Origin of the sequence: Thauera sp. 28, from assembly GCF_000310145.2 — a bacterium.
In the GTDB taxonomy this organism is placed as follows: domain Bacteria; phylum Pseudomonadota; class Gammaproteobacteria; order Burkholderiales; family Rhodocyclaceae; genus Thauera; species Thauera mechernichensis.
In genome coordinates this window covers 1-22,031 of sequence record NZ_AMXA01000015.1, presented here as the reverse complement: position 1 = coordinate 22,031, position 22,031 = coordinate 1, and the positions used below count along the sequence as shown (strand labels likewise).

Here is a 22,031-nt window from a genome sequence, read left to right as displayed (position 1 = left end):
AAATGAGCCTGACGAGACGACGCCTTGTGCTGACTTCCGCAGCGTACGTGCTGCTGAACGGCTGCCGCAGCACGCCACCGCCGGCCCCCAAGCCGACAACCCCCGAGCAGGCGCGCTACCTGGAGAGCCGCGAACGCATGCTCAAGAGGTTTGGTCGCCCGGGCTTCGAACTGGTGGTCGATGCAATGGACGGGCAGGAGTTTCTCGGCGTCGAGTTCTTTCCGGAGGATGCGAAGTACTCGATATACAGATCCAGCGCTCAGCTGCTGAGGAACCGATCCAAGATGGTGCTCTCGCAGCCAGTGCCCGAACGGGTGCGCGTCGTGTGGCGCGACTCCAGCAAGTTCGTACCCGACGGTCGAGCGCTCTACGCCGGCAACATCATCGGCGACGAGATCATCGAGGTCGGCTCGCGCATCCCGCAGGCGCTGATCGACGACCTCAAGCGCGATCCACGCGGCAACCTGCGCCTGAAGTTCCGCATGAGCGAACAGGGCACGCTGGTCGGCTGGGACATCGAGCGCAGGCCGGGGTTTGACCCGAAGAAGCGCGATGAGTATGGCGAGGCCGTGTATGTCGCGCCCGCGCACTCGTTCGCAGGAGGTGATTTCCGCGAAGCCAAAATACTCGACGGAAAACCTGTACGCAAAGGCTGGTACCTCGACAAGCGCACCGGCAGGAAGATCGAGACAGACTACTGAACAATGCCAGTACCGTCTCTGCTGGTGCAGACACTCAAGACACCATTCGCTAACAAGCCGCTACATGCCCTCTGGAGCAATCGAGTTCGAAAGAATCAATTCCAAGCATGAACTGCTTCGCGATCAGCGTCGACGCCCCTCAGAACGCGTGTTGCCAATTCGCCGCCAGCCATGCGTTCGACGTTTCGCCCTTGGTGGTGGCGTTGAGCATGAGTGATGCGCGGCCACCGGCCAGCTTACCTTCCACCCCCACGCCAAGGCGCAGCCAGTTTCGGTCGTTCTTCCGTCCATCGAGGCCAAAGTCCGACAGACCGATCACCTGACCCGAGCTGCGCGGGCCGCTTTTCTCGAAGCGGTGCGCAGCTTCGAGCATCCCGATGAGATTCAAGCCGTTCCCCAGTAGTTTGGCCGCATTCACGCCGAGGCGCAGTTCAGTGGCCTTTTCCTTGCGGCTGTCGAAGCGCGCTGGAAAGCCGCCGCTGGTTTCGGTGTAGGCGGCGAGCCTTGCCTTGGCATGGCTCAGGTCGACGTAGGGCAATACATCGGCATTGGCGACATGCCAGGCCTGGTCCCATTCGAGGCGCGCGCGCAGGCCCCAGGTGTTCACATTTGGCGTGCCTCGTGAGTAATCCTGCGCCCCAGCGTTGAGATAGCCGCGCCTCATGTCCGCCTCACCCCGATGCACATACGCGCCGACGGCTCCCCACAAATTGCCCGAGACCGGGATCAGCGCCTGGGCCAGCACGTAGGTACCGGCGGTCTTCGTCCGGCCGTTGTGCGCCTGATCCTGCTTTGCCCAGGTCTGACCGAGCGAAACATTGACCTGCGCTGCGCCGAAATTCTTGCCGAAACCGACTTCAGCAAGGCCGAGATCTCCGGAACGGGCGCCGTGGCCGTCCCGCCCCCAGTCGCCAGCCAGCCAAAAGGCGCGCTGCCCCTCATCCACGCGGCGCGACAACGGACGGCTGTGGGCACCGTTGAGTAAACGGACGGCTGTGGGCACCGTTGAGTACCGTGACGGCGGCGGAAAGCGCCATCCCGCCGCCCACCGACGTGTCGGCGAGACTTTGCTGCAGATCTTGCAGCGTAATCAGGCCGCCACCGTTGCCGCCATTACCACCATTACCACCACTGCCACTGTCGGCCACGCGGGCGATGAAGGCTTGGCCGCTCGCAAGCGTGCCTACCACCACGCTGCCGTCGACGTTCGTCGCATTCGCCACTCGAGTGATATCCACAGGCACAGCCACCCCGGCGTCGCGCAGCCAGTCTTCCACCGACTGCATGCTGGCGTCCTGAGTCCAGCGGAAGGCTCGCTGGCTCCCGCCGGGCGTCAAGGCCCAGCCCACCACCACGGCACCGTCGCCGGAGACGCCATGGGCATTCGCCTCCGCTCCCCCCAGGGTCCCGAGATCCACCATCCCGATGTCCTGCGTCCAGCGGAAGGCATGCACGTTTTCTCTCACGCCGAGCTCGTAGTCAAGCTCCCCCTCCTCTATCACTCTGCCTACATCGAAGGCCCCACCCACGACCACAGCGCCATCGGCGGAGACGCCGTTGGCCTGCGAATTCGTCCTGCCCGTGATGCCCCCCAGATTTACCATGCCCGTGTTCTGCGTCCAGCGGAATGCGTGCCAAGCCTCATTGCCGGCCGTAAGGGAGGCTCCCACCACCACCGCGCCGTCGGCCGAGACGCCTTCGGGAACCGACCAAAGCCCGCCCAGTGTGCCCAGATCTTCCATGCCACCGTCTTGCGTCCAGCGAAACGCGCGATACTGCATGTCGCTCTTATCGGCCCAACCCACCACCACCGTTCCGTCTGAACTAATGGCATGGGCATACGAATTCGGCCCACCCAAGGTGCCCAGATCCACCATGCCCGAGCCCCGTGTCCAACGGAAGGCGCGCCAAGCCTCATCGTTGGTCGTATCCGACCCGCCTACAACCACCGCCCCGTCGGCAGAGACACCGTGTGCTTCCGAATGCGTCCCGCCCAAGGTACCGAGGTTGATCATGCCGCTATCCTGCGTCCAGAGGAAGGCCCGATCGGCCTGGTCACCGGCCATGATGGTGCTTGCGCCCACCACCACGGCGCCGTCGAGGCTGACGCTGGTGGCGCCCGAATTCGTCCCACCCAGGGCGCCGAGGTTGGTGATACCGGCCTGTGCCTGCGCCACAGCGGGAAAGAACAGCGGCAGGGCGGCCAGGGCAAATGCGAGGGGCCTGAGGCGGAAGGCAGAGCGAGGATGGAAGGATGCGTTGGTGGTTTCGTGGTGCATGATCTTCTTTCCAAAAAAGTTGGCGCCAACGGCAACAGAGACGCGCAAAATGTCTTCGGCATATGTTTTTTGAATATGCATTATGACACAGCAAAACCATCCTGCAGTAACCGTTCACTGAGCGACGTTCTTTTCCCGCCCCCTCCGCGCGGAACAATCGCTCCCACGGACGAGCACCTATCGCGCGGCTGATGCTGTTCACCGACGGCGCCGCCCGGACACACGTCTTTCGCACAAACAACGCGAGCGGCCAGGCGACTCACACGTGCAGTCACACCCCACAGCTCGCGCCGCGCCTACCGCCGTTCACTCAAGCCCAAATGCCGGCAAGCGAAGCGCGGAGCCGGTGGCTTGACTGTTGCGGTCCAACCGCTGGAATCGAGATGCACCTTAGAGTCGAGCTTCTGAGGCACACAGGCGCGGGGCGCTTACCGGCGCCCCATCTCCTGCAACTGCACCATCAGCTCCGCCAGCCGGCGCCGCAGGCGGCTGCGCTCCGCGCCTTCGTCCAGTTCGGCGATACGCCGACGCAGGTCGGCCAGTTCCTTGCGCAGTGCAAGCTCAGGCGGGGCGAAGCCGGCATTGCGCAGCACCTTGTTGGCCATGCGCTGCTCGGGCGAGACGAAGAGCTCGTCGTCGAACACCAGCGGCCTGCCCGCGCCGGGCAGGTTGTCGAAGGCGCCGTTGCGCCCGGCTTCAAGGATGCGCTGCTCGGCGAGGATGTCGAAGAGCGAAGCCATGGCGGGTCGCGTCGGATGCGTCGTACCGGTCAGCCCCTGCCGCCGCGGGTCGACACCAGCACGCCGCCCAGGATGAGCGCAAAAGCAAGGCCGTGGTAAAGCTTGGGCCATTCGCCAATGACCGCAGCAGACAGGATTGCGGCGAAGAGTGGGGTGAAGTTGTAGAAGATTGCAGCCGTGGCCGGCCCGGCCTCTGCCACCGCCGCCCCCCAGAAGCGATAGGCCAGGATGGACGGGCCAATGGCGACATAGAGGATGGCTGCCACCAGGCCCCAGGACCACTGGGTGGGTCCGGCCGGGATCAGCACATCGCCCGCGGCGGCCGCTGCAACGGCCCACAGCACCCCGAACACGCATTGGGCGACGAGAAATTCGGCCCAGTTCCAGGCCGGGCGCTGGTCGCCGCGCATGTGCGCCGGCGGGCGGGCCAGCATCCAGCTGTAGGCCGTCCACCCGATCATGGCGAGCAGCATCAGCAGGTCGCCCTCGACAAACTCGATGCGCGCAAGCGCCCCAAGGTCGCCGCGCGACAGCACCAGGGCGACGCCGACGAGCGACATCATGGCGCCGAACACCTGCACCGGGCGCGGGACGACACGGTAGAACACCAGGCCGATGAGCATCATCCACACCGGCGCACTGGAGGCGATGAGCGTGACGTTGAGCGGCGTGCTGGTCCGTAGCGCCATGTACTGCAGCGCGTTGTACGCCCCTACCCCGATCAGCCCGAGCACCGCGAGGTGGGCCCAGCGGACGCGGATCTGCGCGCGCGCCTCGGCGGTGGCGACCGCTCGCCAGCCCAGTGGCAGCAGGATCAGGAAGGCCACCACCCAGCGCAGCGCGTTGAGCCACAGCGGTGCGATGCTGTCGATGGCAATGCGACCGACCACGGCGTTGGTCGCCCACAGGATGGGCGGCAGGAGCAGGAAGGCGACGAGTCTGGGGGTGAGCTGCATGGGGAGAGGTCCGATTATTGTTGTGCGCTGCGCGGGCGGACGGTCTTGCCGCCGTCCTGCCTGCCCTATGCGGGCGTGGCCGGCCAGTCGGCCGATGCAAGGGCGAACTTATACGCGAACGCGCTCCAGGAATCACCCCTGCGCAAGGCGTCGATGAAACCCTCGCGGTCGGTCACCCAGCTGCCACCCACCACGTCGACCCCGCGCGCAAACAAGGGGCCGGGCAGGCAGCCCGCGCTCGGCCCGATGAGGGCGACGCGGCTGGCCTTGCGGCAGTGGGCCAGCATGGCATCGACCGTGTGGTTGAGCAGGATGGTACTGGTCGACAGCACCTTGTTGCAGCTTGCGAGCGCGGCCGGATCCAGGGTGACGCGGTAAGCGTCGTAGCTTCCGGCGTAGTCCGGGTTGAGTTCGACGACGGTGAGCCGTGCCCCGGCGGCGGTGACCTGCTTGAGCAGCGGCGAAAACAGCCCGACCATGCCGACGTGGTCACCTGGCTGCGGCGCAATGCCACCGATCGAATCGGCTGCGTGCGGCGGCGCAAAGCCCATCCGCGCCATCACCGTGCGCGACAGCGCGTTCGCCGCGGCAAAGCCCAGCGTACGGCGCAACTGGCGGCGTGCGGCCTCGGCGCGACCGGCAGCACCGTCCGAAGCAGCGTACTCGCGCGCAAGCGCAAGTGCATCCATGCCGACGATGGTGTGTGGATCGTCAGCGGCGGCCAGCCGCGTCAAGGCGCCATCGAGCAGCACATAGGTAATGCCGAGCGCGCCGTCGTCGAGTTCGAGTGCGCAGAACTCTCCATTCTTGGACGCTGCGGCCGCCGCCGGCGGCAGATGCAGGGCCTTTACCCGCGGCACGGGCTTGCCGGCAGTCGCGCGTTCGAGATCGGCAATGAGGTCGGCAGCGAAACTCATGGGTCGGTCCTTGTCGGTGGCATTGGATGTGCAGAGTTGGTCTCGGCCGCGTCCGCAGCGCTCGACCGCCCCGCGCGCACGGCCGCCGCAGCGGCTTCCGGGCTGACGGTACGGCTCCGGCTCTCGGGGTTGCGCAAGGCGCCTGGGAAGTAGCTCGCGGTCAGGCTCTTGGAGTGCACCGGCGAACCACCCGCCTCGGCACCCTCGCCACGCGTCGGCTGGCCCTCACCGGCCTGGCCGTAGCGGCGCCAGTCGCGCACCCAGTGGATGTCGTCGGCGAGTTCGAGCAGGCCGATCGTTTCGCGGTCGCCGATGAGGATGCCTTGCACGCGCAGGCCCTGGTCGCGCCGCACTGCATGCAGACGGTCGGCGAGCGCCGGCGTGGCGCCGAATTCGCCATCGGATGCAATCAGCAGGTCGGCAAGCTGCCACTCGGCCTCCTCCAGGCGGGCAATCGCGCGTTCGAGCGGCGCGCAGATGTCTGTCCCGCCGCCAAAGCTCTGGCCCAGGAAGCGCGCGAGCTTGGCAATACCGGCGGCGTCGACGCCAAGCACCATCTCCACCACCTCATCCGGGCCGCCGAAGGCAAACACATGGCAAGCGCGGCGCTGGGCATGGGCACAGCGCACCGCCTCCAGCACCACCGCCTTGGCGACGGCCTCGGCACCGCCCTGCATCGAACCCGAGGTATCGACACAGATCAGCATCGCCCCCATCTCCAGCCGGCGCGCTGTCGCCGGCTGCAGGCTGGGGCGCAGCACCGGCGCCGGGCGCTGGCATTCCTCCTGCAGGTGGTCGTCATCCTCGTAGCACAGCAGGCTGCGCTCGGCATGGCGGGCATGCCAGATCAAGCGCAGCTGCGGGTGGCCCAGCAGCATTGCCTCGGACGGCAGCATGCGGGCGATGCGCCCCGCGCGATGCACGCCGCGCGTTTCGCCCGGCAGCTCGGGCACGCGCAGCCGGCGCGCGCTGGTGCACAGCACGCTGGCGGGCTCGACTACCTCCTGCAAAGCCCGGCTCGAGGCGGACGCATCGTCCACCTGGCGCGCCCGGCCCAGGCTGCGGATGATGCGGGCAAGCGCCGGCAAACGCTCGATGAGCCGGCGGATGCGCACCACCTCGCGCCACTCGCTGCTGCGCAGCAGGCCGCGCAAGGCGTCCCAACGCGTGTTCTTGAGCAGATCCCCCAGGTCGCCGAATGCCGCGATGAGCTCGTCCATGTCGCCGCAGCGCTCGGCCCAGTCTGCACTGAATGCCGCGAGCGCCATCGCCTGCGCGTCCGCGGCGCTGGCGCCACGGTCGCGGTAGTCCACAACCAGGTCGAGATGGAACAACAGGCTCTGCAACACCGTATCGGTGACGTCCTCGCGCGCCCGGCAGTATGCGGCCAGCCCGAGGCCGTCCACGCACGCCAGCAACGCGGCGCGCATGCCCGATGCCGGCCAGCCGTTCGCCGCGCCCGCATCTGCCGGCACATCGCCGGCCAACAGCGCCTGCCGCCAGGCTTCGAGCGCCTCGAGGCGGCCGACCAGTTCGCCCTGCGCATGCGTCATGCCGCCCAGCCACAACGCACGCGGCAGGCGATCGAGCGTTGCCAGCGGCGCCTCGAGCGCTTCGAACAACTGCGGAACGGCTTCCGGCGCGGACACGAAGCCTCTTCAGTCGGACAGCGGCTCGTGCTCGACCGGCGCCGGCATCGCGCCGGCCTCATCGAGCCGCGGCAGGGCCTCGAAGCCTGCGCGCGCCATACCCGCACGCAACGCCAGGGACTCGATCTGCGCCGCCGTGTGCGCAAGCTGCACCTGTGCCGCGTCGACAAAAGCGGGGTCGGCCCACAACGACTGCGCAGCCCACGCCCGCAGCGCGCCCCGCTGGGCGTCGATCTCGCCCTGGTAGGCCGCGATGCGCAGCAACAGCGCATCGATCTGCGTGGTGCGCGCCGTCACGTGCAATGCACCGTAGCGGCGCTTGCGCGCGTAGGTCATGCGCAACGCACCCGCCCCACCCTTCGCATCGCCGATCTCCCCGGCAAGGGCGCTGGCCTGCTCGCTGCCCATGCCGCCACCGATTCCACTGCTGAACGCTCCAGCCAGGGTCTCGGCATGGGCAATGGCCGAAAAACGCAACCGCCCAGACTCGTCGTAGTCGAGGTCGTTGGCCTCGCGCTCGGCCTTGAGCTGAGCCTCGAACGCCTCGACCACCCTTGTCAGGCGTGGCGGTGACAGCTCCTCGCGCACACCAAGGCGGCAAGCAAGCCAGTCGGCCACCGCCTGCCGTCCCGCCTCGTCGGCGGCGATACAGCTGGGCAGCAGGCCCAGGTCCCAGGGCGCGACTTCGGCCCTGCCCTCGCTCGCCGCCGCTACGCGCAGCAGGTGGGCGATCTTGACCCAGCGCCGGTCCGACACGTAGTACTGCTGGCCGGCCAGCCAGACCCGCAGTTCGGCAAGCCGGGCGAGCACATCGGCGGGCAAGCGGACCGCAGCGGCAGCCTCACGCAGGGCATCGCACACGGCGGCCGGCAGGCTCAAGTCCTCGGGCACCGCTGGCGGTGCCCCGGCATCGCATGCCGCAAGCGCATTCCGGCCATTGCCGGCGAGCAGACGCGCGAAGCCCTCCGCGCTCACCGGCTCGACCGCCAAGCGGAGCAGGAAGCGGTCGAAAAACGCTTCGCCCACTTCGTCTTCGGGCACATGGTTGGTGGCGCCGACCACGCTGATCAGCGGGCAGCGCACACGCCCGGCACCGTTGTCGAACTCGCGCTCGTTGAGCAGGGTCAGCAGCGCGTTGAGGATGGCGCTGTTCGCCTTGAACACCTCGTCGATGAATGCGACCCCGGCCTCGGGCAGAAAGCCTGCGGTGTGGCGCTCGTAGCGGTCTTCTTCGAGCGCGCGGATGGAAAGCGGGCCGAACAGCTCTTCGGGCACGGTGAAGCGCGTGAGCAGGCGCTCGAAGTAGCGCGCATCGCTAAAGGCCAGGTGGATGCGACGTGCGAGTGCGCTCTTGGCCGTACCCGGCGGGCCGATGAGCAAAGTGTGCTCGCCCGCCAGCGCGGCGAGCAGGCTCAGGCGCAGTACGCGTGTGCGCTCCACGAGGCCGACCTCGAGGACTTCGAGCAAGCGGACAAGCCCGTCGCGGTCGAGGGTGGTCGCGTGCATGCGTGCTCAGGCCTGCGGCCCGGTGGCAGTGCCAAAGGCATGCGCCTTGAGCGTATCCAGGTCGACAATGCGCAGCGCCGCCTCGTGGGTCGCCTCCAGTACCACCGGAGGCGCCATGCCGGCGTCGAGCGCCTCCTTCCAGCGCAAGGCGCACAGGCACCAGCGGTCGCCGGGCTTGAGTCCGGCGAATCGATACTCCGGGCGCGGCGTCGACAAGTCGTTGCCCACCCTGCGCGAAAACGCCAGGAAGGCTTCCGTGACGCGTACACAGATGATGTGGCGGCCGAGATCGTCCGCCCCCGTCTCGCAGCAACCGGTCCGATAAAAGCCCGTCAGCGGCGCATAGCTGCAGGCGAGCAGCGGCCCGCCCAGAACATTACGTGAAGCGTTCATGCAGGTCCTTCAAGGTGGAGTGCTTGCCATATATCACCCACGGAGCAGCGCGGCCGGATCCGGCGCGGCGAATGGACGCTCGCGCCGATACCGACCTGGTCACAACCCCGGACCCACATTGTAGCCCTCGCGGCCGGCTTCGGCAGACGCACCGCCACCTCCAGCCCAAGAACAGAAGAGCAATCATTCCCATCACGGAGTTCACCGACAAGCGATCATTTCTGATACTTTCTGGCCTTTTAAACGATTCGTTGGCGCACAACCATGCCGAATGATTCCGAGTCCAGGCGAGAGTTCATCAGCACTGCCCAAGCGGCGCGCCAGCTGGGTCTCTCTCTCGGCGCCGTGCAGCAGATGGTCGAAAGCGGCACGCTTGCCGGCTGGAAGACGGCCGGAGGCCACCGCCGCATCCGCCAGGACTCTGTGGACGCATTGCTCGCACGCGCGAAAGCGCCCATGGCCGTGGCGCGAGCAGCAAGCGACAAGCTGCGCGTCCTCGTCGTCGAGGACGACCGCCTGCTCCAGGGCATCTACCGCGAGACCTTCGCGAACTGGGAGATGCCGCTCGAGCTGCACGTGATCGACCACGGCCTCGACGCCCTTGTCGAAGTCGGCCGCGAGCCGCCCGATCTGCTGATTGCCGACCTGCGCATTCCCGGCATCGACGGTTTCGAGATGATCCGCCGCCTGCGCGAGAACCCGCTGTCGAGCGACGTCGCCATCGTCGTGGTGTCCGCACTCAACGCCAAGGAGATCGCCGCCGAAGGTGGCCTCCCGCAGGACGTCACGGTGTATCGGAAACCCATCCCCTTCCACGAACTGCATGGCTACATGCAGGCCCTGATCGCCCAGCGCCGGCGTAGCCGCAACAGCCCCTGAAGCGCACGATGCGACCGTGAGGGAGCCTCCCATGGCCACGCCGACCTGGTTTCGCGACATGAACCTGCGCGCGAAGCTGATCGCCATCTTCGTCGCGATCAAGGTCATTCCCCTGGTGCTGCTCGCGCTGTTCGCCTGGAACGCCGCCAACGAACTCGGCCACATCGTCACCACGCGCGCCGTCAGCATGTCCGACGTCATGCGCGAAACCCAGCAGCGCACCGGCCGCACTGCAATCGACGACGCCATCGACGCGCTCGACGACCGCTCGCGCGAAGCCATCGAAGCCCTCACCACCGGCACGGCGCGCGCCGTGGCCGACTTCCTCTACGAGCGCGACCAGGACCTGCTGCGTGCGGCACGACTCGAGCCCACGGTCGACGGCTACCGCGATTTCCTCGAATCGCACCTGCGCAGGCTCGAAGAGCATGGCCCTTACGAACCCAGCGCCGACGGCATGCGCTGGGTCGAGAGCGCACCGCAGCCGCGCAACACGGCACGCGTGCGCGAACCGCTGCCCGACAACGCCGCCAACTTCCACTACCGCGCACCGGACTCGGACAGCCGCTACCCGCTACGGCCGCTCTTCCTCGAAGCGAGCTTCGTCGACACCAACGGCCAGGAGCGCATCAAGGTCCTCAGCGACACCGGCGCCACGCTGCTCGATCCAGCCCTGCGCGACATCAGCCGGCGCGAGAACACCTTCGTGCGCGCAGAGGACTACTGGCCTGCCCTGCAAGCGCTCAAGCCCGGCGAGATCTACGTCTCGCGCGTGGTCGGTGCCCAGGTCGCAACACACTGGATCGGCGAATACACGCCCGCGGAGGCACTCAAGCGCGGCCTGCCCTTCTCACCGGCCGAATCGGGCTATGCAGGTCTCGAGAACCCGGTCGGCAAGCGCTTCCAGGGCCTGGTGCGCTGGGCCACGCCCGTCGTGCGTGACGGCCGCGTCATCGGCTACGTCACGCTGGCGCTGGACCATGCCCACATCATGGCCTTCACCGACACACCGCGCCCCACGCCCGAGCGCCACGCGCCGATCGCGGACCCCGGCTCGGGCAACTACGCCTTCATGTGGGACCTCGAAGGGCGCAACATCTCGCACGCACGCGACTATTTCATTCATGGCTACGATCCCGCGACCGGCAACCCCGCCACGCCCTGGATCGACACCGAGCTATACGACGAATGGCAGTCCAGCGGCATGCCCTGGCCTGCGTTCTCGGCCACCGTGCCCAGCCACCGGGATCAGCGCCTGACCCGCAAGCCCCACCCGCAATCGACCGCCTCGGGCCTCGTCGGCCTCGACTGCCGCTATCTGAACTTCTCGCCTCAGTGCCAAGGCTGGCACGACATGACCGAGCACGGCGGCTCGGGCTCCTTCGCCATCCACTTCAGCGGCATCAAGAAGCTCACCACGGTCGCCGCCATCCCCTACTACACCGGGCAGTATGCCCTGAGCCCGCGCGGCTTCGGCTACGTGACGATCGGCGCGAACGTCGACGACTTCCACCGCGCCGCCACCGAATCCGAGCGCCGGATCGGCGAGATCATCGCAACGGCCGACCTGCAGAACGTGCGCGAACGCGAAGGGCTGGTGAACAGCATCCGCCAGAGCCTGCGCCAGACCGCCACCGGCCTTACCGTATCCACCCTGCTCATGGTGCTGGCCGTGGTGATGATCGCGGTGTGGATGGCGAACCTGCTCTCGCGCCGCATCACCGACATCATCGGTGGCATCCACCGCTTCCAGCAAGGCGACCTCGACCATCGCCTCAAGGCCGAGGGCAAGGACGAGATGGCTGAACTCGGCCGCTCCTTCAACAGCCTGGCCGACGCCATGCAGGCCTCGATCCGGCGTATCGAGGAGGCCCGGATCACCGCCGAGCAAGCGAACCGGATGAAGAGCGAGTTCCTCGCCAACATGTCGCACGAACTGCGCACACCGCTCAACGGCATCATCGGCTTCTCGGAACTGCTCAGCCTCGAGGTCGAGGACGAGGCGCACCGCAGCTACGCCAAGACCATTCACCACAGCAGCGAACACCTGCTCGCCGTGCTCAACGACGTCCTCGATCTGGCCAAGGTGGAGGCGAACCGTCTCACCCTGTCGCCCCGCACCTTCGAACTCGGCGCCCTCGTCACCTCGGTCGGCGCGCTGCACCGCGTAAACGCAGAAGCAAAGGGCGTCGCCCTGCTCACCGAGGTGCCCGTGCATCCCTGCTACATCGATGCCGATCCCGTGCGTGTCCGCCAGCTCATCGAAAACCTGCTGTCCAACGCGGTAAAGTTCACCCAGTCCGGCCAGATCGAGCTCTGCCTCACCCAGCAGCCCAGCGAGGTTACCGTCACCGTTGCCGATACCGGCTGCGGCATGACCAACGAAGAACTCGAACGCATCTTCGAACCCTTCTACCAGGGGCAGACCTTCCTCAACCGCAACCACGGCGGCACAGGCCTCGGGCTCACGCTGGTAAAACGGCTGCTCGACCTCATGGGCGGGCGGATCAGCTTCGACTCCAGCCCCGGCGCAGGCTCCACCTTCTCGATCCACATTCCGCGCGCCCAGCCACAAATGGAAAAGGGCGAACAGCCATGAGCACAACACTCGCCTTCATCGTCGATGACAGCCCGGTCAACGTCACCATCGCCAGTGTGCTCCTCAAGCGGCTGGGATGGAAAACGGAAGAATTCTCCAGCGCGATCGACATGCTTGCCCGACTCGAATCGGCGCAGCCGGGCATCATCCTGCTCGACATCTCGATGCCCGACATGGGCGGCGAAGACGCCTGCAGGATCATCCGCCAGCGTGCAGAGTTCAAGGACACGCGCATCGTCGCCTACACCGCGCACGCCCTCGAGGGGGATCACCAGCGCTACCTGGAGGGCGGCTTCAACGACATCCTGATCAAGCCAGTCAGCCTCGCCGCCATCGAGGCCCGCATCGGCCCGCCCACGACCCGCACCGACAGCTGAGCAATGGCATACGACAAACCCGCGCACTTCGACCCCGAACCACTGCTGGACGACCTGCGCGGCAACGCCGGCGTGCTCGCCAGCATCCTCGCGGTCTATGGCCCATGGCACGCGGACACCGCCAGCCGCCTGCGGGCAAGCGCGGCCGGCACGGACAGCGATGCCACCCGGCGCCTGGCCCACACCATCTGTGGCGCACTGTCCCAATTCCACGCCCGCCAGGCCGTCGCCCTCGGTCGAGCGCTGGAATCGCACTGCCGCGACAACCCGGCCGGCGCCGCACGCACCGCCGAGTTGATCGACACGCTCATCATCGAACTGGAAGCCCTCAAGAGCGAAATCGAGGCCTATGTCGAGCACCACAAGACCTGAGCTGTCGCGGCGCGACAACACGCGCCAGCACGAGCCCCCGCCAAAACCCCTTTCCCTGAGCCAAGCTTGCAGCTATAATGGCCGACTTCCTGGACAGGTGGATGAGTGGTTTAAGTCGCACGCCTGGAAAGCGTGTTTGGGATAATATCCCAACGCGGGTTCGAATCCCGCCCTGTCCGCCAGAACACAGAAAAAGCCCTGCAAATCATAGACTTGCAGGGCTTTTTTGCATTCCAAAGCGGCCTCTCCCAAGCACGGCCACAGGCCCACGCGACGGGGTCGAGACAATCTCATTGCCCCCAGACTGCCCCCTCACAGCCCCACCGCCTCATCAATAGGCAGCGTTCGCATTCCCTTGGCTGGCACCGGATCGCGACACTTATCCACAAGCCTGCCCACACCTCTATCCCCGACTGCTGGGGACAACACAACACACAGGCGGCGCAGCCCACCTAGTCACTCGCGCCCTTACCGCGCCTGCGCAGCGGCTCCAGCAGGCCGACCAGATTGTTATGGTCGAGCTCATGCATCAAGGCCAGCAACTGCCCAAGCTCCCCTGACGGAAAGCCCTGCCTTGCGAACCACGCCAGATAGGCCCCGGGCAGGTCAGCGATGATCCGGCCCTTGTACTTGCCAAAGGGCATCTCACGGGTAAGTAGCAGTTCAAGCAACTCAGGTTTCATCGAGCCTTTACCGTTCGATAGCGACACGTCCTCGACGCATCTGCCGCCAGACTGTAACTGGAGCCTGCAGTAGATTCCAAGGGGTGGGCGACGGGTTGTCGGCCGAAGCCGGCGTTCGACACAGCCTATTACGCCGGCCGGTCTGGCGTGGGAAGCCGCCGTTGGGAGGGCTGCCCTTAACTTGCTGGCGATGAGGCGCATTCGTCATGATGCGCTCCTGGGGCTAGCAACACGCGGCAAGAACAATTAACAAGAGTCCGAGGATGACGCTATGACGTGCTAGCGCCGAACGTTACAATTCGCACTGGGAGAGATATGAAGACAGCACGCACTAATAGACCTGCGCCGGCTGGCGGGAATTTCGCCACACCTCTGCGTTATCCTGGGGGCAAGGGGCGGCTCGGGCCTTGGCTGGCGCGGCTAATGCGCCATAACCGCATTAGCGGTGGCTGGTATGTCGAGCCGTATGCCGGGGGAGCTGGCGCGGCTATCTATCTGCTGTCATCCGGCTATGTCGACCATATCGCCATCAATGATCTTGATCCGGTCGTACATGCGTTTTGGTGGGCGGTCCTTAACGATGCCGCCGGTCTGTTGCGCCTGATCGACGAGACGCCGGTGACCATCGCCTCATGGGAACGCCAGAAGGCTGTGCTAGCAACGCCGGAGAGCTTTTCGCCCACCGAGGTGGGGTTTGCCACCTTTTTTCTCAATCGTACCAATCGCTCAGGTATCCTCAAAGGCGGTGTGATTGGCGGCCGGCAGCAGAATGGGCCCTATCCCATTGATGCGCGCTTTAACAAAGAGAACCTGTCGGCGCGCATCCGCCTGATTGCCAGCCTGAAGCGGCATATTTCGCTGTACCAAGAAGATGCTCTCGACCTGCTGGAGGGAATGCGCGGCGACCTTCCAGCTAAGAGCCTGACTTATCTGGATCCTCCGTATTACCAGAAGGGCAGTCAGCTCTACCGTAACCACTACAAGCCGGAAGACCATGTGCGCATTGCGGCAGCGGTCAGCGAGATCCGTTCGCCCTGGCTAGTGACCTACGACGATTGCCCGGAGATTCGTCTGCTGTACCACGATTGCGATGGCGTGGATTTTTCGTTGTACTACTCGACCGCCGGAGCCCGGCCGCTGGCCACGGAGCTGATGTATTACGGCAATCTAGAAATGCTGCCGGAGGGGCCCACGATGACGCGGCGGAACGTCTAGGGCGCATCAAACGATTCGGTGTGGACCTGCTCGTTCTTGATTGTCTGATTTGAGCGGTTATCCACCTGACTTGAGCGCTATGACGGACCACTATTGCGGCCTGCTTCGTCTCGCTCGCACCTGAACCGTGCTCGATCAACGCCAGCAGGCGGTGACGAAGCAGCCGATTTCGTCCCAGAGAGTATTGAGCGTCTGACCGTTCGGGTGAAAGGTCGAGCGGTGGATGTGGTGCTGCAGGGTCTTGATGTGCAGTAAGCCGACGGTGCCACGGGTGTGGCTCGTGACCGCATCGTGCTGGTGCTGGTTGAGCAGTCCGGCGGTTTTCATGTGATCGGCGGTGTTAGCAATGCCGGTGTGCAAGTGTTGCTCTTCACGTAACTGGTGCTTTTGCCGGTAGCGGTTGTTGCTCAGTTCGATGAGCGCGCGCAGCAGCATGGTCGTGGCTAACGGTGTGTCGTGGGGGTTCAGTTGCCGTAGCTCGACGATGATCGACTGCGCCTTGGTTTCACTAGACGGAATCGCGATACCGGGTGATGCATTCTTCCGTGGGCCGAAGAGACATTTCCGGTTTTGCGGCAGCGTCGCCGGGCTGGGCTGGCGTGGCGCGTTGCCGCCCGCACTGAGGGGAGTGCCGCCGGGCGGCGGTGCATTGCCTTGGTCGGCGGCATTGTCGCCGGCGGGGCTGCCAGGCGTGCTGTTTCCATTCGCATGGGAAGGTAGGAGGCCATCAGCGGCGTGGTGGCCGCTATCGTCCGAGTTGTCGTTGTGCGGTGGCAGTCCGGGTTGGTCGCTTGGGTGCGCGGGGCCTATGTCTTGGCGAACTTGCCTGAAGTACGCATCGCGCCGTTCGCTGCTGTAAATCGATCCAGTGCCGCCGTCGCGGGCCACATTAACCCGGCCCGTGGCGATATCGTTGATCACGCGGGTGCTCAGTGCGTACGCCTGAGGGATTGTCAGCGTGGGCACCAACTCATCATTGTCGACGCGGAAGCCGATCAGCTCCAACGTGTCGGTGTTTAGGCCGCGTGTGAGGGTAGTGATCGGAAAATCGTCGTCGATGGGCAGCCCTTGGGTTTCCGCCCAAAGCAGCAGCTGGGCCGCACGCCGATGCTGGTCGGTCTCGCTCTTTTCGAGCTTGAACAGGGAAATGAGCATGGCCTCCCAAGCCTTTTGCCCGACACCAGCGTTCTCTCCGGTGTGCTTGCGCTCGACGTAGTCGAGAATCGTGGCCTCGTCGTCACAGGCTAGGCAACTGATAGCGGTCGGGATATTCGCCTTGTGCTCGTCGGCGATCTGGCTGATCTGGCTGGCGAATTGGGCATCGGCCTGGGCCAGAGTCGGGCGGTTGAGTAACTTGAGCGAGGCGATGCGCCGGTTACCATCGCGAACCCGCCATTTTCCATCTTCCGTTTTCGACACGAGGATATGTTCCGGAGTCAGCCCCTTGCTAGCGATATCCCGGATCAGGTTGAGTAGGGGGTATTTGTCTCGCATCAGCCGCGCGATGCAGTCGGCCTGGTCGGCGCCGTGCCGGATGCGCGGATTGTGCGTGTCGAGAAGAAGATCTTCGATGCTGAGGTCTGTGACGTTGTAGTAGCGATTCCGGCTCATGGCGTTTGCGTAGTTGGCGTCGATCGGTGGATTGTACGACGACCAATCAAAGACCAGGATGCAGATACCTCGAGTCGCCCGGATTTTCATGTCGCTGCGATGTCGGCTTTGCTCCTTGGACCAGCCTCCGTATAAGAAGGGGGCATGCGGCTGCAATGGCCGACAACCCGATCCTCATATCCCACCCGCCGCCCCCGCCGAACTCAAAAAATCACTCCAACGCTCGAACTGTCCTCACAGCATCGAGCTTTCGCAGCATTCGAGTCGACAGGCACGCAAACCTACCTTGCCTCCGCCCCCTCCCCCGCGATGAGGCGCAAACGACTCGCGCGCCCCTTCCTCAGCAAGGTCCAGCATCTCGCCAGTCAGATCGAAACGGCTCTCGCCGCCTCGCAGAGCGCCGCCCCTGGCTCGACTGCGCCATGCGGATCAAAGCCGACAGCGCCTTGCTTGGCCGATCGAACTCTGGATCCAACTGCGCGAAGGCCTTATCGTAGCCGCGCAGTTACCCCAGTTCGCGGGCTATCTCGTCTTCCACCGCTTGCTGGCAGCCAATCGTCGCCACCGGAACCTCAGGCGGCCGATGGTTGAGAACACACCCCGGCAACAGGCGCGCGCCCGTGTTGCCGCCCCCCACCACCCGGAGTATCGAACCATGCGCTTCACCCCGGACACCACACCCCTCGAAGTCGAGACCGGCCCCAACCCGCAGTGGTCGGTGATCTGGCTGCACGGCCTGGGCGCCGATGGCAGCGACTTCGAACCCGTCGTGCCCGAGCTCGGCCTTGCCGACGCACCAGCCCTGCGCTTCATCTTTCCGCACGCGCCCTTGCGCCCGGTGACCTGCAATGGCGGCTACGTGATGCGCGCCTGGTACGACATCATCTCGCTCGCGCCGGCCAGCCGGCAGATCGACGAAGGCGGCCTGCTCGAATCGCGCGCCTACGTCCGCCAGCTCATCGAACACGAGAACGGGCGCGGCATCACGAGCGACCGCATCATCCTCGCAGGCTTCTCGCAGGGCGGCGCGGTCGCCTATCTGAGCGCGCTCACCCATCCGGTGCCACTGGCGGGCATCGTCGCGCTATCGACCTACATCCCGAGCGCCCGCCTGCTCGTCGATGAGCTGACCGAGGCAAACCGGCAGATCCCGGTCTTCGCCGCGCACGGGACGCAGGATGACGTCGTCGCGCTCGAACTGGGTACCCAGGCCCTTGGTCTGCTGCAGACGCTTGGCCTCGAGCCCGAGTGGCACACCTACAACATGCCCCACTCGGTGTGCCTGCAAGAAGTGGCCGATATCGGCGCCTGGATCAAGGCCCTGGTAGGCGGCGCGCGCTAGACGACAGCCGCCGCTGCCGTCAGCGCATCGCTGCGACCGCCCACTCGACCACGGCCAGCGCCAGGGCGTCGGACGCCTGGCCGAAGGCCTGCACCACAGCCGGCACCGCGGTGTCGGTCGCCGCCTGGCGGAACTCGAAGCGCTGGCTGGCGACGATGCGCTGGGTGTCCGGGCGATACAGGCGCACATCGAGGCGCACGACTACCTCGGGCCTGCCGTCGCGGTATTCGCTCTGGAAGGCGCGCAGATCGCTGTCGATCTCGAAGTCGGCGTGCAGACGGCGCTCGTCGGTGCTCAGTGCGGCGATGCGCCCGTCGGCGCGGAAGGCGTCGAGCAGGCGGTTGCGCACCAGGATGGGCGCGGGGTCGCTCCAGCCCGCGCCCTTGTAAATGCTGACGCGGTTGTCCTCGGGCAGGACGACGATGCGCTGGCCGGCCAGATGCACACCCGCTGCAGGACGCGCAATGCGCAGCGATACCGGCATGGAGGCGGCATCGGCGCGCGCACCCGTGCCTTGTACAGACGCCTGCTCCGCAGGCAGCAAGTAGACGTCGAGCGGCTCGGCCTTGGGCAGGATGGTGCAGGCCGAGAGCAGCGCCAGGGCGGCGGCCGAAGCCGTTGCCCCACGCAGGCGCACGAACGCCCGCCGGGCGCGGTCGGTGTGCTTCATGGTGAGCTTCATGGCGTGAATTCCTTGGTCGGTTCGAGCCCGAGCAGATAGTCGGCAGGGCGGTCCTCGAGCTGGCGGGTAATCGCGCGCAGCGAAGCGAGCGTGGTGCGCAGTTCGCCGATCGCCGGGCCAAGCTCGGCCAGCGCACGCACGCCGCCGTCGAGTGCATCACGGTTATCGGCGACGAGGCTGTCGAGCGTACCCATGGCGCGTTCGAAGGCGATCATCGAGCGCTCGGCGCTCTCCAGGGTGCGCGCGCCCTGCACGTCGATCAGGCGGTTGGCGGCGCCCATCGCCCGCGTCGCCTCGGCCAGCGCGGCATTGGCCTGCTGGCTGGCGAGGGTGAGCTGGCGCAGCGCCTCGCCCACATCGCCGCGCTGCTCGGCCAGGCTGGCGGTCGTGGTCTCCATGTGCTGCAGCATGCGGCCGATGAGCGCGACGTTGTCAGCGGACAACAGTGCGCGCGCCTGCATGAGCAGCTCGTTGATGTTGAAGACGGCGTCCTCGCCATCGGCGAGCAGGCGGCTCATCGGCGAGGGCGTCGCGATGATCTGCGGCACGTCGTCGTCGCTGCCCTGCAGCTTGGTGCTCGTCGGCTCATCGCCGCTGGTGAGGCGGATGATCGAGATGCCGGTGATGCCCGCCGGCACCAGGCGCGCACGGGTGTCGCTGCGCACCGGCGCTTCGCTGTCGACACGCACGCGGGCGATGACGCGGTGGGCATCCTGCGGGTCCAGGCGCAACCCGGTGACATCACCGATGCGGATGCCATTGAACTCGACCGTGCTGCCGCGCGACAGGCCGGTGACGGCCTCCTGGAAGACGATGTCGTAGACCTCGAACTGGCGGTCGCTGTCGGCCTTGGCCAGCCATAGCGCAAAGATGAGCGCGGCGCCGATGATGGTCACCGTGAACAGGCCGATCAGGACGTGATGGGCGCGTGTTTCCATGTCAGGCATTCTCCGTTCGGACAGCGGCGGCACTCACCGCCTGCGCTGCGGCACGGCCGCGCGGGCCGTGGAAGTATTCGCGGATCCAGGCGTCGTCGAAGGCGGCAACGTCGTCGAGGCCGGCATTGACCAGCACCTTCTTCTGCGCCAGCACGGCCACGCGGTCGGTGATGGTGTAGATGGTGTCCAGGTCGTGGGTGACGATGAACACCGTGAGCCCGAGCGCATCGCGCAGGGTGAGGATGAGCTGGTCGAAGGCCGCCGCACCGATCGGGTCCAGCCCGGCGGTGGGCTCATCCAGAAACAGAATGTCCGGGTCGAGCGCAAGCGCCCGCGCCAGGGCGGCGCGCTTGACCATGCCGCCCGACAGGTCCGACGGGTACTTGTCGCCCGCCAGCGCCGGCAGGCCGGCAAGGGCGATCTTGAGCGCCGCCAGCTGCGCCGCCTCGCGCGCCCCCAGGCCGGCATGCTCGATCAGCGGCAGTGCCACGTTCTCGGCCACCGTCAGCGAGGAAAACAGCGCCCCCTTCTGGAACAGCACGCCGAAACGGCGCTCCACCGCCATGCGCCGTGCCGGCGGCAGCGCCAGCAGATCCTCGCCGAACACCCGCACCTTCCCCGCACGCGGTCGGTTCAAGCCCACGATCGTGCGCAACAGCACCGACTTGCCGGTGCCCGAGCCGCCCACGATGCTCAGGATCTCGCCGCGGCGCACGTCGAGGTCGAGTGCATCGTGCACCACCTGGCTGCCGAACTGGTTGCGCACATCGCGCACCTCGATGATGTTGTCGGCCACGTTCGCCTGCGCCTTCATCACCAGCCCATCTCCATGCAGAACAGCGCGGCGATCGCATCGACCACGATGACGACGAAGATCGACTGCACCACCGCCGAGGTGGTGTGCTCGCCCACCGACTGCGCGCTGCCCTGCACGCGCAGCCCCTCCAGGCAGCCGATGACGGCGATCAGGAAGGCGAAGATCGGCGCCTTCGACATGCCGACCAGGAAGTGGATGAGGCCGACATTGCTTTCGAGCCGGGACAGGAACATCACCGGCGAGATGTCGAGCGTGAGCGCCGACACCAGCATGCCGCCGACGATGCCCGACACCATGGCGACGAAGGTCAGCATCGGCAGCGCCAGCATCAGCGCGAACACGCGCGGCAGCACCAGCAGCTCGACCGGATCGAGACCGAGCACACGAATCGCGTCCACTTCTTCGTTGGCCCGCATCGAGCCGATCTGCGCGGTGAAGGCGCTCGCCGTGCGGCCGGCGACGATGATGGCGGTGAGCAGCACGCCAAACTCACGCAGAAAGGAGTAGGCAATCAGGTCGACGGTGAAGATGCTGGCGCCGAAGTCGGCGAGCACGGTCGCGCCGAGAAAGGCCACCACCGCGCCCACCAGGAAGGTGAGCAGCGCGATGATCGGCACGGCGTCCAGCGCCGTCTTCTCCAGGTTCGCCACCAGCGCGGTGACCCGCCAGCGCCGCGGCTGCAGCATCACACGTGCAGCGGTCTCGAGGATGAGGCCGATGAAGCCGACCAGCCCGACAACATGGTGCCAGAACACGCCCATCGTGCGCCCGACATGCTCGAGCACGTCGCCCAGCGCGCTGCCGCGCCTGCGTGCGCCGCCGCCGTCCTGGCCGGAAAGCGCCGCCGCGACGGCCCTGAGCAGCGCACGGCGCTCTGCGGGCACATCCGCGGCCTCGGCCATCAAGACCTCCACGCGCTGGCTGCCGAGCAGCCCGCAGATGAGCTGCGCGCCAGCCGTGTCGAGCGCAAGCAGCGCGGACAGATCCACACGCGCAGCCTCGCCCGCGCGCCCGCGCAGGCGGTCCACCACCTGGTTCAGGCGCCTGTAGTGGGCCAGCGTCCAGTCCCCGCCCAAGCGCAGTACGCCACCGCCCTCATCCGCCACCAGTTCGGCATTGCCCGGGCGCGCCACGGAGCTCGGCGCGGGCGGGGTCGAATCGGCAGACAGGGACATCGGCATCGCACTCCAGTCGGGTGAGCTTCTTCAGTTCAGAGCACATTCAAGCAAAACCGTGCCAGCCGCAAGGCAACGGGGTGAGGCACAGCAGTGTTGGCGGATGCGCGGGGGGCGATCGCCTTCGAAGGCTCGCGGCTGGCGCCGCTCCTACCGGGGCTGCGGCGTGCGCGGTCTTGCCGTGGGAGCGGCGCCAGCCG

The 22,031-nt window shown here is 66.3% G+C and carries 21 protein-coding genes and 1 tRNA gene; 8 read left to right on the top strand and 14 right to left on the bottom strand.

Annotation, left to right across the window (positions count from 1 at the left end; genetic code table 11):
* Positions 1-2 precede the first annotated feature (2 nt).
* Entirely contained in the window at positions 3-701 is a 699-nt protein-coding gene (locus tag C662_RS11840; RefSeq protein WP_002929233.1) for a hypothetical protein, read from the top strand.
* 139 nt (positions 702-840) lie between these two features.
* Here C662_RS11840 and C662_RS19800 read toward each other — a convergent pair whose 3' ends face one another.
* The 8 genes from C662_RS19800 to C662_RS11805 all read right to left on the bottom strand — a co-directional run bounded on the left by C662_RS19800 (position 841) and on the right by C662_RS11805 (position 9,141).
* Positions 841-1,659: an autotransporter outer membrane beta-barrel domain-containing protein gene (locus C662_RS19800; protein WP_002929230.1), complete on the bottom strand. Its 819-nt coding sequence runs from the start codon at positions 1,657-1,659 to the stop codon at positions 841-843.
* Entirely contained in the window at positions 1,640-3,061 is a 1,422-nt protein-coding gene (locus C662_RS19795; RefSeq protein ID WP_002929228.1) for a hypothetical protein, read from the bottom strand. Before C662_RS19795 ends, C662_RS19800 begins: the two co-directional genes overlap by 20 nt.
* A gap of 347 nt (positions 3,062-3,408) precedes the next feature.
* Complete coding sequence (locus C662_RS11830) at positions 3,409-3,720, bottom strand: DnaJ family domain-containing protein (RefSeq protein ID WP_002929227.1); 312 nt, start codon at positions 3,718-3,720, stop codon at positions 3,409-3,411.
* Between the two features lie 29 nt (positions 3,721-3,749).
* Complete coding sequence (locus tag C662_RS11825; RefSeq protein WP_002929225.1) at positions 3,750-4,676, bottom strand: DMT family transporter; 927 nt, start codon at positions 4,674-4,676, stop codon at positions 3,750-3,752.
* 65 nt (positions 4,677-4,741) lie between these two features.
* Positions 4,742-5,593, bottom strand: a complete 852-nt coding sequence (locus C662_RS11820; RefSeq protein WP_002929223.1) for a Rossmann-like domain-containing protein — start codon at positions 5,591-5,593, stop codon at positions 4,742-4,744.
* Positions 5,590-7,242, bottom strand: coding sequence for a VWA domain-containing protein (locus C662_RS11815; protein WP_002929221.1), 1,653 nt, complete (start codon positions 7,240-7,242; stop codon positions 5,590-5,592). The genes C662_RS11820 and C662_RS11815 overlap by 4 nt, the downstream gene beginning before the upstream one ends.
* 9 nt (positions 7,243-7,251) lie before the next feature.
* A complete protein-coding gene (locus C662_RS11810) occupies positions 7,252-8,748 on the bottom strand; it encodes an AAA family ATPase (RefSeq protein ID WP_002929220.1) in 1,497 nt (498 codons plus the stop codon).
* A gap of 6 nt (positions 8,749-8,754) precedes the next feature.
* Positions 8,755-9,141 (bottom strand): DUF2237 family protein, encoded by a 387-nt coding sequence (locus tag C662_RS11805; protein WP_002929217.1) that lies wholly within the window; start codon positions 9,139-9,141, stop codon positions 8,755-8,757.
* Positions 9,142-9,405: 264 nt separating this feature from the next.
* On the opposite strand from C662_RS11805, the gene C662_RS11800 reads away from it, so the two are divergent.
* The 5 genes from C662_RS11800 (at position 9,406) to C662_RS11780 (ending at position 13,550) form a co-directional block, all read left to right on the top strand.
* Positions 9,406-10,020 (top strand): response regulator, encoded by a 615-nt coding sequence (locus tag C662_RS11800; RefSeq protein ID WP_002929213.1) that lies wholly within the window; start codon positions 9,406-9,408, stop codon positions 10,018-10,020.
* A gap of 31 nt (positions 10,021-10,051) precedes the next feature.
* A complete protein-coding gene (locus C662_RS11795; protein ID WP_002929212.1) occupies positions 10,052-12,619 on the top strand; it encodes a sensor histidine kinase in 2,568 nt (855 codons plus the stop codon).
* On the top strand, positions 12,616-12,996 hold the full coding sequence (locus tag C662_RS11790) for a response regulator (RefSeq protein ID WP_002929210.1): 381 nt from the start codon (positions 12,616-12,618) through the stop codon (positions 12,994-12,996). The genes C662_RS11795 and C662_RS11790 overlap by 4 nt, the downstream gene beginning before the upstream one ends.
* Before the next feature lie 3 nt (positions 12,997-12,999).
* The gene (locus C662_RS11785) at positions 13,000-13,368 is read left to right on the top strand and encodes an Hpt domain-containing protein (RefSeq protein WP_002929204.1); all 369 of its coding nucleotides are present in this window, start codon (positions 13,000-13,002) and stop codon (positions 13,366-13,368) included.
* A 91-nt stretch (positions 13,369-13,459) separates the two neighbouring features.
* Positions 13,460-13,550: transfer RNA gene (locus C662_RS11780), tRNA-Ser, on the top strand.
* Between the two features lie 270 nt (positions 13,551-13,820).
* Here C662_RS11780 and C662_RS11775 read toward each other — a convergent pair.
* Complete coding sequence (locus tag C662_RS11775) at positions 13,821-14,051, bottom strand: DUF3820 family protein (protein ID WP_198291898.1); 231 nt, start codon at positions 14,049-14,051, stop codon at positions 13,821-13,823.
* Positions 14,052-14,366: 315 nt separating this feature from the next.
* Between C662_RS11775 and C662_RS11770 the strand changes: the two genes are divergently transcribed.
* A complete protein-coding gene (locus tag C662_RS11770) occupies positions 14,367-15,266 on the top strand; it encodes a DNA adenine methylase (protein WP_051018568.1) in 900 nt (299 codons plus the stop codon).
* A 135-nt stretch (positions 15,267-15,401) separates the two neighbouring features.
* On the opposite strand, the gene C662_RS11765 is transcribed toward C662_RS11770, so the two are convergent.
* Positions 15,402-16,967, bottom strand: coding sequence for a hypothetical protein (locus C662_RS11765; protein ID WP_002929193.1), 1,566 nt, complete (start codon positions 16,965-16,967; stop codon positions 15,402-15,404).
* 565 nt (positions 16,968-17,532) lie between these two features.
* Between C662_RS11765 and C662_RS11760 the strand changes: the two genes are divergently transcribed.
* Entirely contained in the window at positions 17,533-18,219 is a 687-nt protein-coding gene (locus C662_RS11760) for an alpha/beta hydrolase (protein ID WP_002929192.1), read from the top strand.
* 19 nt (positions 18,220-18,238) lie between these two features.
* On the opposite strand, the gene C662_RS11755 is transcribed toward C662_RS11760, so the two are convergent.
* Genes C662_RS11755 through C662_RS11740 form a run of 4 tightly spaced genes read right to left on the bottom strand, consistent with a single transcriptional unit; the run spans position 18,239 to position 21,837 of the window.
* Positions 18,239-18,901, bottom strand: a complete 663-nt coding sequence (locus C662_RS11755; RefSeq protein ID WP_002929191.1) for an ABC-type transport auxiliary lipoprotein family protein — start codon at positions 18,899-18,901, stop codon at positions 18,239-18,241.
* Positions 18,898-19,839: an MlaD family protein gene (locus C662_RS11750; protein WP_002929190.1), complete on the bottom strand. Its 942-nt coding sequence runs from the start codon at positions 19,837-19,839 to the stop codon at positions 18,898-18,900. Before C662_RS11750 ends, C662_RS11755 begins: the two co-directional genes overlap by 4 nt.
* Before the next feature lies 1 nt (position 19,840).
* Entirely contained in the window at positions 19,841-20,653 is an 813-nt protein-coding gene (locus C662_RS11745) for an ABC transporter ATP-binding protein (protein ID WP_002929189.1), read from the bottom strand.
* Complete coding sequence (locus tag C662_RS11740) at positions 20,653-21,837, bottom strand: MlaE family ABC transporter permease (protein WP_002929188.1); 1,185 nt, start codon at positions 21,835-21,837, stop codon at positions 20,653-20,655. The genes C662_RS11745 and C662_RS11740 overlap by 1 nt, the downstream gene beginning before the upstream one ends.
* Positions 21,838-22,031 lie beyond the last annotated feature (194 nt).